The organism is Paraburkholderia sp. BL21I4N1 (genome assembly GCF_002973525.1).
In the GTDB taxonomy this organism is placed as follows: Bacteria; Pseudomonadota; Gammaproteobacteria; order Burkholderiales; family Burkholderiaceae; genus Paraburkholderia.
The window spans coordinates 200,356-213,626 of sequence record NZ_PVEN01000011.1 but is presented as its reverse complement, the minus strand read 5'-3'; the positions used below and the strand labels follow the sequence as shown (position 1 = coordinate 213,626).

Genomic DNA, 13,271 nt, shown 5'->3' with positions numbered 1-13,271 from the left:
CCGCCCGATTGCCTCTGATAACCACAAGTGAAGAAACAGGAGACAGGAATGAAAAAGAACCCACTCGCGCGACTCGCCACCCTTTGCTTCGCGGTCGCCGCCGGCGCCGCTCTGACGATGGGCAGCGCGCAAGCGGCTGACGACGCGGTGAAGATCGGCTACATCACCGATCTGTCCGGACTGTACGCGGATATCGATGGCCCGGGCGGACTCGAAGCGATCCGGATGGCGATCGCGGACTTCGGCGGCAAGGTCAACGGCAAGCCGATCACGCTGGTCTACGCGGATCACCAGAACAAGGCGGACATCGCCGCATCGCGCGCGCGTGAGTGGTTCGACCGCGACGGCGTCGACATGCTGATTGGCGGCACGAACTCGGCAACGGGCCTGTCGATGAATACGGTCGCGGGCGAGAAGCACAAGGTCTACATCAACATCGGCGCGGGCGCCGATACGCTGACCAACGAGCAATGCACGCCGTACACGATCCACTACGCGTACGACACCACCGCGCTCGCCAACGGCACGGGTTCGGCGGTGACGAAACAGGGCGGCAAGACGTGGTACTTCCTGACCGCCGACTACGCGTTCGGCAAGGCGCTGGAAAAAGCGACGTCGGACGTGGTGAAGGCGAATGGCGGCCAGGTACTCGGCGCCGTGCGCGCACCGCTGTCGGCGTCCGACTTCTCGTCGTTCCTGTTGCAGGCGCAAGCATCGAAGGCGCAGATTCTCGGCCTCGCGAATGCGGGGGGCGATACGGTCAACTCGATCAAGGCCGCGAAGGAATTCGGCCTGACCAAGACAATGAAGCTGGCCGCGCTGCTGATGTTCATCGACGACGTGCACAGCCTCGGTCTGGAAACCACGCAAGGTCTGGTGCTGACGGATAGCTGGTACTGGAACAAGGACGCCAACACGCGCAAGTGGGCGCAACGTTACTTCGAGAAGACGAAGAAGATGCCGTCGAGCCTGCAGGCGGCCGACTACTCCGCGACCATGACGTACCTGAACGCGGTGAAGGCAGTCGGTTCGACCGACACCGACAAGGTGATGGCGCAACTGCGCAAGACCAAGATCGACGACTTCTACGCGAAGGGCTACATCCGTCAGGACGGCAGCATGATCCACGACATGTACCTGATGCAGGTGAAGACGCCGGCCGAGTCCAAAGAGCCGTGGGACTACTACAAGATCATGGCGACGATCCCGGGCGAGCAGGCGTTCACGACCAAGGCGCAAACACGCTGCGCGTTGTGGAAGTAAGCGCGGGCTGAGGGCCTGATGCGGCGGGTCGGGTCGCCGGCTCTCCGCGGACCGTCAATCGTTTCACATGCCGCGCGCGTTCGGCGTTATTGCCGCCGATCGCGCGCCGGCCGGATCGTGCGTCACCGATCTCACCTTGGCGATAGCTTCAGGGGTTAAGGCTTCAATGGAAATCTTTGGCATTCCGCTACCGGCGATGCTGAGCCAGCTGCTGCTGGGGCTCGTGAACGGCTCGTTCTACGCGATTCTGAGTCTCGGGCTCGCGGTGATCTTCGGCTTGCTCAACGTGATCAACTTCGCGCACGGCGCGTTGTTCATGCTCGGCGCAATGCTCGCGTGGATGGGCTTTTCGTATTTCGGCCTGCCGTACTGGGTGATGCTGGTGCTTTCCCCGCTGATCGTGGGGCTGTTCGGTATCGTGATCGAACGCACCATGCTGCGCTGGCTCTACAAGCTCGATCACCTTTATGGGCTGTTGCTGACCTTCGGGCTCACGCTGCTGGTGGAAGGCGTGTTCCATTCGATCTACGGCTCGTCCGGCCAACCGTACGACGTGCCGTCGGCACTCTCCGGCGCTACCAATCTCGGCTTCATGTTCCTGCCGAATTACCGCGCGTGGGTCGTGGTGGCCTCGCTCGTGGTCTGTTTCGCGACGTGGTTCGTGATCGAGAAGACGCGCCTGGGCGCCTATCTGCGCGCGGGCACGGAGAACCCCAAGCTGGTCGAAGCGTTTGGCATCAACGTGCCGCTGATGATCACGCTCACTTACGGCTTCGGCGTTGCGCTGGCGGCGTTCGCGGGTGTGCTCGCCGCGCCGGTCATTCAGGTTTCGCCGCTGATGGGGCAGCCGATGATCATCACCGTGTTCGCGGTGGTCGTGATCGGCGGCATGGGCTCGATCATGGGCTCGATTCTCACCGGTCTGATGCTCGGCGTGATCGAAGGGCTGACGCGCGTGTTTTACCCGGAAGCGTCGGCGACCGTCGTCTTCGTGATCATGGCGCTCGTCTTGCTGGTGCGCCCGGCGGGTCTCTTCGGCAAGGAAAAATGATGCAGAGAAAAATGCTCTACGGTCTGCTGCTGATCGTGCTTCTCGCCGTGCCGGTGCTCGGCATCTATCCGCTGTTCGTGATGAAGGTGCTGTGTTTCGCGCTGTTCGCGGCAGCGTTCAATCTGCTGATCGGCTACACCGGCCTGCTGTCGTTCGGCCACGCGATGTTCCTCGGCTCGGCGGGCTACGTGACGGGCTACGCGATGCAAACGCTCGGCTTCTCGCCGGAACTCGGCGTGCTGGCGGGCACGGTGGCGGCAACCTTGCTCGGTTTCGTGGTGGGACTCTTCGCGATTCGCCGGCAAGGCATCTACTTCGCGATGGTCACGCTGGCGCTCGCGCAGATGGTCTACTTCGTGTTCCTGCAAGCGCCGTTCACGCATGGCGAGGACGGTCTGCAAGGCGTGCCGCGCGGCAAGCTGTTCGGCCTGCTGGATCTCTCGTCCGACGTGACCTTGTACTTCGTCGTCCTGGCGGTGATGGTGCTGGCCTTCCTGCTGATCGTGCGGATCGTGCATTCGCCGTTCGGTCAGGTGCTGGTGGCGATCAAGGAAAACGAACCGCGCGCGATCTCGCTCGGCTACGACACGGATCGCTTCAAGCTGCTCGCCTTCATTCTGTCGGCGGGTCTCGCGGGTCTCGCGGGTTCGCTGAAAGTACTGGTGCAGGGCTTCGAAACCTTGAGCGACGCGTACTGGACCATGTCCGGCCTCGTGATCCTGATGACGCTGGTCGGTGGCATGGGCACGCTGTTTGGGCCGCTGCTCGGCGCGGCGGTGATCGTGGCGCTCGAGGATCGTCTCGGCGACATCGGCACCGCGCTTGCGTCGACGACGGGTATCGACTGGTTCCGCTCGCTGGGTGAGTCGGTCACCATCGTGACGGGCCTGATTTTTATCGCGTGCGTGCTGGCGTTCCGGCGCGGGATTGTCGGCGAGATCGTCGCGCGCGTGAAGCCGTTGCGCGCGTGATTCCGATTGATCTGCGCAACTGATTCGGCATCCGATATAATCCGTCGGCGGTTGATGTGGCGAGGTGAACGCCGAAGTCCGCCACCCGTTCGACGCACACGGCCAAACCCGCGCATAGGCGCCCCAATTCAGTGCGGCAGTGCACCACTAGGGTAATTGCTAGTTGTAGTACGCCATGTGCTCGTTTAATCTTCATGCAGTTCTGATGCACCACGAATTTTGCAGGTGGAGAACGAGGAGACAATGAGGCACTCAGTGCCCAGACGAAAGCGCTGTTGGATTGATATCCAACAGCGCTTTTTATTTGCACTTTCGAAATGGCGCAACACCATTTTGATGCCAACTTCCCGGCCCTTTTTTTATTCCCCGAGTCATTCCATTTGCGCACGCCGTTTCCCTGCAAAACGCTTGCAGCGCTGGGCTGCGCTCCGCTACACTCGCTATTCACCGACCGCTGGGTCGGGATTAAATCCGCGGAATGGCATTCGCGTATTTAACTTCAAATGAATAACGGGGTAGACAGAGGAGCGGGATGAAGTCGGCATTGCGTTGGATAAGCGCGGCATTAGTCGCCACCGGGGTATTCGCGGCATGGAGCGGGGTTGCATTCGCGGACGTGAAAATCGGCGTGACGGTATCGGCAACAGGCCCGGCGGCGTCGCTCGGTATTCCGGAAAAAAACACGATCGCGCTGCTGCCTAAAGAGGTAGCTGGCCAGAAAATCGACTACATCGTGCTCGACGACGCGACCGACTCGACCCAGGCGGTCAAGAACGCCCGCAAGCTGACCAGCGAAGACCACGTTGATGCGCTGATCGGCTCGACCGTGGTACCGAACTCGCTCGCCATGATCGACGTCGCCGCCGAAAGCACCACGCCGATGATCTCCATGGCCGCCGCGGCAAGCATCGTCGAGCCGATGGATGCCAAGCGCGCGTGGGTCTTCAAGACGCCGCAAAACGACATCCTGATGGCCACCGCGATCGCGCAGCACATGTCGAATCACGGCGTGAAGACGGTCGCGTTTATCGGCTTCTCTGACGCTTACGGCGAGAGCTGGTTCAAGGAATTCGGCAAAGCCGCCGAGCTTGCCAGGATCAAGATCGTCGCGAACGAACGCTTCGCGCGCAGCGACGCATCGGTGACCGGGCAGGTGCTGAAGATCATGTCGCAGAATCCCGACGCGGTGTTGATCGCGGGTGCGGGCACGCCGGCCGCGTTGCCGCAGAAAACCTTCAAGGAACGCGGCTACAAGGGCAAGTACTATCAGACGCACGGCGTCGCGAATAACGACTTCCTACGCGTGTGCGGCAAAGATTGCGAAGGCACCTATCTGCCCGCCGGTCCGTTGCTGGTCGCCGATCAATTGCCTGATTCGAATCCGGCGAAGAAGACCGCGCTGACCTATAAGCGAGCCTATGAAACCGCTTACGGCGTCGGCTCGGTGTCGACCTTCGGTGGCCACGCGTGGGACGCCGGCTTGCTGCTGCAACGCGCGATTCCGCTGGCGCTGAAGAAAGGGCAGCCGGGCACGCCCGCGTTCCGCGAGGCGCTGCGTGCAGCGCTTGAAAGCACGAAAGACATGCCCGCGTCGCACGGCATCTTCAACATGAGCGCAAACGACCACGCTGGCCTCGACCAGCGGGCCCGCGTGATGGTGGAGATTGTCGGCGGCAAGTGGCAGTTGTCCGGCGACTGAGCGAAGGCGAAGCGATACGGAGCCCCATTCAAAAAGACGCGTGCAGTTGACGCGTCTTTTTTATTGGCCGTTTCACGTGAATTCGCCCGACGTCGCGTGAATAAGTGTGGTGTCGTGGCTTCAGGACAAACCCGCATTTGGGCCGCAGCCGCTTGACCGTCGATGATGCAGAACGCAATACTACTAACATGTTAGTGTTTTGCTCGCGGCAAATTGCAGCACTAAATCGCGACGAAGATCGCGAGAAAATCAGTTTGGGAATCGCAGCAGTCCGCAGTCGTGGCACGTAGCAGGGAAGTGGCACCAACGCGGTGAAGGCAACTCGCGTCGAGCAGGGAAAACCATGCTTGGCATGCCCGAACCCTATAACTAGATTCAGACACCCGGCCCGCGAGCCGGATTACAGATACGCGCTTCAAAGCGTTTGGAGACTGGCAATGAAAAAGACAAAGCAATGGGTACGCACTGGGATCGCGATGGCGCTCATGTGCGGCGCGGGCGCCGCGTTTGCGCAGGTGAAAATCGGCGTGACGCTGTCTACCACCGGACCGGCAGCTTCGCTCGGCATTCCGGAGAAGAACACGATTGCGCTGCTGCCGAAGGAGATCGGCGGCAAGACGGTGCAGTACATCGTTCTGGATGACGCATCCGACACCGGCAAAGCCGTGCAGAACACGCGCAAGCTGATCGACGAAGACCACGTCGACGCGATCATCGGCTCGACCGTCACGCCGAACTCGCTCGCCATGCTCGACCCGGCTGCGGAAGGCAAGACGCCGGTGATCTCGCTGGCAGCGTCGGCAGCGATCATTTCGCCAATGGACGCGAAGCGCGCGTGGGCCTTCAAACCGCCGCAAAACGACAGCCTGATGGCCGACGCCATTGCCGACTACATGGAACGCCATGGTGTGAAGACGGTGGGTTTCATCGGCTTCGCGGATGCGTACGGCGACGGCTGGAACAACGTCTTCACGGCGGCCGCCGCCGCGCACCATCTGAAGATCGTCTCCAACGAGCGCTTTAACCGCACCGACGCGTCGGTGACGGGCCAGGTGCTGAAGACCATGGGCGCGAACCCGGACGCAGTGCTGATCGCGGGCGCGGGCACTCCGTCGGCGCTGCCGGCCAAGACGCTCAAGGAGCGCGGCTACAAGGGCAAGGTTTATCAGACGCACGGCGTCGCGAATAACGACTTCCTGCGCGTGTGCGGCAAGGATTGCGAAGGCGAATTCCTGCCGGCCGGCCCGATTCTCGTTGCGGATCAGTTGCCCGAATCGAATCCGGTAAAGAAGTCGTCGGAAGCGTATAAGACGGCTTACGAGAAGGCCTACGGCGCGGGTTCGGTGGCGACCTTCGGCGGTCACGCATGGGACGCCGGCCAGATGCTGCAAGCGGCGATTCCGGTCGCGCTGAAGACCGCTCAGCCGGGCACGGAAGCATTCCGCGTGGCACTGCGCGGGGCGCTGGAAAACATCAAGGAATTGCCGGTCTCGCACGGCATCATGAACACCACGCCGACCGACCACAACGGCCTCGACAAGCGTGCACGCGTGATCGTGCAGATCGTCGACGGCAAGTGGAAGCTGCAGAACGACTAATAACAAAAGCGGTACGCGCCTCTCGCGCAATGTGCGGCGTATGACGCCGCATTGCCATTCTGGTCGATGAGAATGGCATCGACCGCCGCGCCGTGTCCCGGCGCGGCGGTCGCCTTTTCTGACTTGCAGGTCGCCGGCCGCTACGGCGCCGCCACGACTGTTTCCCGGTTTCGATTTCGACGCTTCAGGATGAGGAAGTATGGATCTATCAATTGCGGCGATCCTCGCGCAGGACGGCATCACCACCGGCGCGATCTACGCGCTGCTCGCGCTTGCGCTGGTGCTGGTGTTCTCCGTGACGCGGGTGATTTTTATCCCGCAGGGGGAGTTTGTTTCGTACGGCGCGCTCACGCTCGCCGCGTTGCAGACACAAAAATTTCCGGCCACCTGCTGGCTGCTGATGGCGATGGGCGCGGCGTGTTTCGTCGTCGAAGTCGCGGGTCTCGTGCGCCATGCCGAGCGACGTCGGCACGCGGCGCGCGCGCTGGTGACGCTGGTCAGCAAATACCTGCTGTTCCCGATCGCGGTGTACGCGCTGACGCAGGGTCTTTTCCTGCATCCACTGCCGATGCTCGCGCAGATCGCATTGACGCTGCTGATCGTGATTCCGATGGGGCCGTTCGTCTACCGGCTGGCCTATGAGCCGATCGCGGAAGCGAGCACGTTGCTGTTGTTGATCGTGGCGGTGGCAGTGCACTTCGCGATGGTCGGCGTCGGGCTCGTGATGTTCGGCGCGGAAGGCTCGCGGACCACGGCGTTTTCCGACGCGACGTTCAACCTCGGCAGCCTGTCGATCTCCGAACAAAGCTTGTGGGTGATCGTCACTGCGGCGGTGTTGATCGGTGGGCTGTATCTGTATTTTGACCGCACGATTTCGGGCAAGGCCTTGCGCGCGACCTCGGTGAACCGGCTCGGCGCGCGGCTCGTCGGCATCGGCACGACGCAGGCGGGGCGCCTCGCGTTCACGCTGGCTGCGGGGCTAGGCGCGCTGTGCGGCATTCTCGTTGCGCCCTTGACCACCATCTACTACGACTCGGGCTTCCTGATGGGTCTGAAGGGCTTCGTGGGCGCGATTATCGGCGGACTCGTCAGCTATCCGCTGGCGGCTGCGGGCGCGATCCTGGTCGGCCTGCTGGAGTCGTATTCGTCGTTCTGGGCGAGTGCTTATAAGGAAGTGATCGTGTTCACACTGATTATCCCGGTGCTGCTCTGGCGAAGTCTGGCCAGCCCGCACAGCGAAGAGGACGAGGAGTGACACGATGAAACGGATCATGCAAAACAAGTTTTTCTGGTTGTTCCTCGTGGTGCTGTTCGCGTTGCCGGTCTTGCCGCACCCGATTCATGTGCCCGAGTATTGGGTGACGTTGCTCAACTACATCGGCCTGTATTCGATCGTCGCGATCGGTCTCGTGCTGCTGACCGGTATCGGTGGCATGACGAGTTTCGGGCAGGCGGCGTTCGTCGGGATCGGCGCGTATGCGACCGCTTATCTGACCACCACGTATGGCGTTTCGCCGTGGCTCGCGCTGATCGCGGGCGTGGTGGTGACGGCGCTGATCGCGCTGATGCTGGGTTTGGTGACGATGCGCCTGTCGGGGCACTTTCTGCCGCTCGGCACGATCGCGTGGGGGCTGGCGCTGTTCTACCTGTTCGGCAATCTGGAAATGCTCGGCAAATACGACGGTATCAACGGAATTCCGGTGCTGAACGTTTTCGGTATCAACCTGGAGTCCGGTCGCCATATCTATTACCTGATTTGGCTCGTCGTGCTCGGCGCGGTGATCTCTGTTCAAAACCTGCTTAATAGTCGGCCGGGGCGGGCGATTCGCGCGTTGCGCGGCGGCGGCATGATGGCCGAGGCGATGGGCGTCAACACGGCTTGGATGCGCGTGGTGATCTTCGTCTACGCGGCCGTGCTGGCGTCGATCTCGGGCTTTCTATATGCCCACCTGCAACGCGCGGTGAATCCGACGCCGTTCGGTTTGAATCACGGCATCGAGTTTCTGTTCATGGCGGTGGTCGGCGGCGTGTCGCACGTCTGGGGCGCGGTGCTCGGCGCGGCGATCCTGACCGTGCTGCAGGACTATCTGCAAACCCTGCTGCCGAAACTGCTCGGCGAGAACGGCAACTTCGAAGTGATCGTGTTCGGCATTCTGATGGTGCTGCTGCTGCAATACGCTCGACAAGGCGTCTGGCCATTCGTCGCGCGCTTTTTCCCGCGCGGTCCGCGTGCGCATCTGGCGGATCATGCGGAGCCGTTGCCGCAGCGCAGCAAGCCGACTGCAGGCGAAAACCTGTTGACGGTGAACAAGGCACGCAAGCAGTTCGGCGGTCTGGTCGCGGTGAACGACGTCAGCTTCGAGGTCAAGGCAGGGCAGATCATCGGCTTGATCGGTCCGAACGGCGCCGGCAAATCGACGACGTTCAATCTCGTGACCGGCGTGCTGCAAGCCACCAGCGGCGAGATTACGTTCCGCGGCGAGCGCATCGATTCGTTGAGTTCACGTGAAATCGTCAAACGCGGCATTGGGCGCACGTTCCAGCACGTCAAACTGCTGCCGGGAATGACGGTGCTGGAGAACGTCGCGATCGGCGCTCATCTGCGTGGCCAGGCTGGTGTCTGGCGCAGCATCGCACGCCTGAACGGCACCGAAGAAGCGCGTCTGATGGCGGAGGCCGCGCGCCAGATTCGCCGAGTCGGGCTCGAGCAGTACATGTACGAAGAGGCGGGCAGCCTGGCATTGGGACAGCAGCGCATTCTGGAAATCGCCCGGGCGTTGTGCTGCGACCCGACCTTGCTGCTGCTGGACGAGCCGGCTGCCGGTCTGCGATATCAGGAAAAGCTGCAACTCGCGGATCTGCTGCGCCGGCTGAAGGCCGAGGGCATGAGTGTGCTGCTGGTTGAGCACGACATGGATTTCGTGATGAATCTCACCGATCGTCTGGTGGTGATGGAGTTCGGCACGCGGATCGCGGAAGGCTTGCCGCAGGAAGTCCAGCAAGACCCGGCCGTGCTTGAAGCTTATCTGGGTGGGGTGGAGTGATGGAAAACACGATGAATGCAGCGGGCCCAATTCTCGACGTGAATGGTCTCTCGGTACGCTACGGTAAGGTCGAGGCGCTGCACGGCGCGGCGATCAAAGTGCGACCGGGGCAGATCGTGTCGGTGATCGGGCCGAACGGCGCAGGCAAGTCGACGTTGCTGAACGCGATCATGGGCGCGCTGCCCACTACCGGCCATGCGAAAGGAACGGTTCTCTATCGGGGTGAGGACGTGAGCGCGGTGCCGGTCGAGAAGCGGGTCGCGCGTGGCATGTGTCTGGTGCCGGAGAAGCGCGAGCTGTTTGCGTCGATGACGGTGGAAGACAATCTCGTGCTCGGCGCCTATCGTCGCAAACGGGCAGGGGAGCGCAACTTCCTCGATCAGCTCGAACCGGTGTTCACGCTTTTTCCGCGATTGAAGGAGCGTCGTCAACAGGCGGCCGGCACATTGTCCGGCGGCGAGCGGCAAATGCTGGCGGTCGGCCGGGCGCTGATGGGCAAGCCCGATCTGCTGATGCTGGATGAGCCGAGCCTAGGTCTCGCACCGCTGATCGTGAAGGAGATTTTTCATATCATTAGCGCGCTGCGACAGACGGGCGTGGCGACACTGCTGATCGAACAGAACGCCCGCGCGGCACTGCAGATTTCCGACTACGGCTATGTACTTGAGACCGGCGAATTGGCGCTGGAAGGCCCGGCGGCGGATCTGGCGCAGAATCCGCGCGTGATCGAGACGTACCTTGGCCTGGCGAAAAAGGCGGCTTAGTTCTTCGCTTTAGTCGGGTGTGGATGTCTGAAGCGGTGTGTTTCACGTGAAACACACCGCTTTTTTTATGGGCTGGTCATTCGGGCGAAATTCGGGCCTAAACCGAACCCGTTATAATTCGCCCATACATTTTCCTTTGAAGGCTCACGCGACGATCTGGCGTGAGATCCGCGATGCTCTTTCCCACAGAATTTGACGTAATCGTCGTCGGCGGCGGACATGCCGGTACCGAAGCCGCATTGGCTTCGGCGCGCATGGGTAACACCACGCTCCTGCTGACCCACAACATAGAAACCCTCGGCCAGATGAGCTGCAATCCGTCGATTGGCGGCATTGGCAAAGGCCATCTGGTTAAGGAAGTCGATGCGCTCGGCGGTGCGATGGCGGCCGCGACGGACGAGGGCGGTATCCAGTTCCGTATCCTCAACTCGTCGAAAGGACCGGCCGTTCGGGCGACGCGCGCGCAGGCGGACCGTCTGTTGTACAAGCAGGCAATCCGGCATCGGTTGGAAAATCAGCCGAATCTGTGGCTGTTCCAGCAAGCGGTTGACGATCTGATGGTGGAGGGTGATCGCGTGGTCGGCGCGGTGACGCAAGTGGGGATTCAGTTCCGCTCGCGCGCTGTCGTGCTGACGGCGGGGACGTTCCTCGACGGCAAGATTCACGTGGGTTTGAACAACTACACCGGCGGCCGCGCCGGCGATCCGGCTTCGGTGTCGCTGTCCGCGCGTCTGAAGGAATTGAAGCTGCCGCAAGGGCGCCTCAAGACCGGGACGCCGCCGCGTATCGACGGCCGTACGATCGATTTCTCGAAGCTCGAAGAGCAACCGGGCGATCTGGATCCGGTGCCGGTGTTCTCGTTTCTCGGTCGGGTCGAGCAGCATCCGCGGCAAGTGCCGTGCTGGGTCACGCATACGAATGAACGGACGCATGACATCATCCGCGGCGGTCTTGATCGTTCGCCGATGTACACCGGCGTGATCGAGGGGGTGGGGCCGCGTTATTGCCCATCGATCGAGGACAAGATTCATCGGTTTGCGTCGAAGGAATCGCACCAGATTTTCTTGGAGCCGGAAGGCCTGACGACCAACGAGTACTACCCGAACGGTATTTCGACAAGCCTGCCGTTTGACGTGCAGTTGGAGTTGGTGCGGTCGATGCGCGGTTTGGAGCATGCGCACATCTTGCGTCCCGGCTATGCGATTGAGTACGACTACTTCGATCCGCGTGGATTGAAGGCATCGCTGGAAACGAAGGTAATCAACGGTCTGTTCTTCGCTGGTCAAATCAATGGCACGACTGGTTATGAGGAGGCTGCGGCGCAAGGCCTGTTGGCTGGTATCAACGCAGGTCTGTTCGTTCAAGGCAAGGAAGCATGGTGCCCGCGTCGCGATCAGGCTTACCTTGGTGTGCTGGTGGACGATCTGGTCACGCGCGGCGTGTCGGAGCCGTATCGCATGTTCACGAGCCGCGCCGAGTATCGTCTGAGCCTGCGTGAAGACAATGCCGATATGCGTTTGACGGAGATGGGCCGCGAGCTTGGCGTGGTTGACGACGTCCGTTGGGACGCGTTTAGCCGCAAGCGCGATGCTGTTTCACGTGAAACAGAACGCCTTCGCACGACGTGGGTGAATCCTAAGACGTTATCGGCCGACGACGCAACCGCGCTGCTCGGCAAGCCAATTGACCATGAGTACAGCCTGGCCGATCTGCTGCGTCGCCCGGGTGTCTCGTACGACGGCGTCTGCGGCCTGCGTGCAGGTGCCTGCGCTGCGCCGGAAATCCTGGCGGAAGATGAGGTGCTGCTCGCTCAGATCAAGGAACAGATCGAAATTGGTATCAAATATCAGGGCTATATCGACCGTCAGGCCGGCGAGATCGAGCGCAATGAAGCCCACGAAAGCACCCGCCTGCCGGAAGGATTGGATTACGCGGACGTGCGAGGACTGTCGTTCGAAGCGCGCCAGAAGCTGACGCAATTCCGTCCCGAAACCATCGGTCAAGCGTCGCGCATTTCTGGCATTACGCCGGCGGCGATCTCTTTGCTGATGGTTCATCTGAAGCGCGGCTTGGGGCGTCGTTCGACGAAACCCACCGAACCCGGCACCGACAGCACGCCGGTGACGCAATGACGGCAAGTCAGAAGGGAAGCGGTCGGGAAGCGTTGGCGCCGTTGCTGGAAGAGGGCGTCCGCGAACTCGGCCTTGATTTGAGCGACGCCCAGCTTGGCAAGCTGCTCGACTATGTTGCGTTGCTGTCGAAGTGGAATGCCGTCTACAACCTGACGGCCATCCGCGATCCGCGACAGATGCTGATCCAGCACATTCTCGATTCGCTTTCGATCGTGCCGCATCTGGCGCCGCGTGGTCCGTCGTCGGTGCTCGACGTCGGCTCCGGCGGCGGGTTGCCGGGTATCGTGCTCGCCATCGTTCTGCCTGAATGGACTGTCACTGTGAACGACATCGTTCATAAGAAGACGGCGTTTCAATCGCAGGCCAAGGCCGAACTGGGTTTGGCGAATCTGTCGGTGGTGACCGGCCGCGTCGAGACTTTGCAGCCGGGCGACGAAGTACCCGCAAAGTTCGACGTTATCGTCTCGCGCGCATTCGCAGAGCTCTCGGATTTCGTTACACTGGCCCGTCATCTGGTTGCGGACCAGGGCGCGATCTGGGCGATGAAAGGTGTGCGCCCGGACGGCGAGATCGAGCGCTTGCCCGCAGGCGCCCATGTGGAACAGATCATCCGGCTGAATGTGCCGTCGCTCGATGCCGAGCGGCATCTGATCAAGGTTCGGGTGGATGCGGCCGGCTGACAGCCGCAGGCTTCGCGGCGTGGCCACTAGCCACTGGCGATTAGCCAATTAGCCGCACCCCGTACCAGT

The 13,271-nt window shown here is 61.6% G+C and carries 10 protein-coding genes; all 10 read left to right on the top strand.

The genetic code is table 11. The features are described 5' to 3' along the window. The first annotated feature begins 48 nt into the window (after nucleotides 1–48). The 10 genes from B0G83_RS25520 (at nucleotide 49) to rsmG (ending at nucleotide 13,202) form a co-directional block, all read left to right on the top strand. Nucleotides 49–1,263, top strand: a complete 1,215-nt coding sequence (locus B0G83_RS25520) for an ABC transporter substrate-binding protein (RefSeq protein ID WP_105510170.1) — start codon at nucleotides 49–51, stop codon at nucleotides 1,261–1,263. Between the two features lie 166 nt (nucleotides 1,264–1,429). Beyond that, nucleotides 1,430–2,314, top strand: a complete 885-nt coding sequence (locus tag B0G83_RS25515) for a branched-chain amino acid ABC transporter permease (protein ID WP_105510169.1) — start codon at nucleotides 1,430–1,432, stop codon at nucleotides 2,312–2,314. Further along, the gene (locus B0G83_RS25510) at nucleotides 2,314–3,285 is read left to right on the top strand and encodes a branched-chain amino acid ABC transporter permease (RefSeq protein ID WP_181157076.1); all 972 of its coding nucleotides are present in this window, start codon (nucleotides 2,314–2,316) and stop codon (nucleotides 3,283–3,285) included. Before B0G83_RS25515 ends, B0G83_RS25510 begins: the two co-directional genes overlap by 1 nt. A gap of 532 nt (nucleotides 3,286–3,817) precedes the next feature. Next, complete coding sequence (locus B0G83_RS25505; RefSeq protein WP_105510167.1) at nucleotides 3,818–4,984, top strand: ABC transporter substrate-binding protein; 1,167 nt, start codon at nucleotides 3,818–3,820, stop codon at nucleotides 4,982–4,984. A 437-nt stretch (nucleotides 4,985–5,421) separates the two neighbouring features. Beyond that, a complete protein-coding gene (locus B0G83_RS25500) occupies nucleotides 5,422–6,582 on the top strand; it encodes an ABC transporter substrate-binding protein (protein WP_105510166.1) in 1,161 nt (386 codons plus the stop codon). A 199-nt stretch (nucleotides 6,583–6,781) separates the two neighbouring features. Beyond that, nucleotides 6,782–7,837 (top strand): branched-chain amino acid ABC transporter permease, encoded by a 1,056-nt coding sequence (locus B0G83_RS25495; RefSeq protein WP_105510165.1) that lies wholly within the window; start codon nucleotides 6,782–6,784, stop codon nucleotides 7,835–7,837. A gap of 4 nt (nucleotides 7,838–7,841) precedes the next feature. Then, nucleotides 7,842–9,626 carry an ATP-binding cassette domain-containing protein gene (locus tag B0G83_RS25490; protein ID WP_105510164.1) on the top strand — a complete coding sequence of 595 codons (1,785 nt, stop codon included), beginning with the start codon at nucleotides 7,842–7,844 and terminating at the stop codon, nucleotides 9,624–9,626. An 11-nt stretch (nucleotides 9,627–9,637) separates the two neighbouring features. Beyond that, nucleotides 9,638–10,390, top strand: coding sequence for an ABC transporter ATP-binding protein (locus tag B0G83_RS25485; RefSeq protein ID WP_181157068.1), 753 nt, complete (start codon nucleotides 9,638–9,640; stop codon nucleotides 10,388–10,390). Between the two features lie 173 nt (nucleotides 10,391–10,563). Then, nucleotides 10,564–12,522, top strand: a complete 1,959-nt coding sequence (gene mnmG, locus B0G83_RS25480) for a tRNA uridine-5-carboxymethylaminomethyl(34) synthesis enzyme MnmG (protein WP_105510162.1) — start codon at nucleotides 10,564–10,566, stop codon at nucleotides 12,520–12,522. Further along, nucleotides 12,519–13,202, top strand: coding sequence for a 16S rRNA (guanine(527)-N(7))-methyltransferase RsmG (gene rsmG, locus B0G83_RS25475; protein WP_105510161.1), 684 nt, complete (start codon nucleotides 12,519–12,521; stop codon nucleotides 13,200–13,202). The genes mnmG and rsmG overlap by 4 nt, the downstream gene beginning before the upstream one ends. The last annotated feature ends 69 nt before the right edge of the window (nucleotides 13,203–13,271 follow it).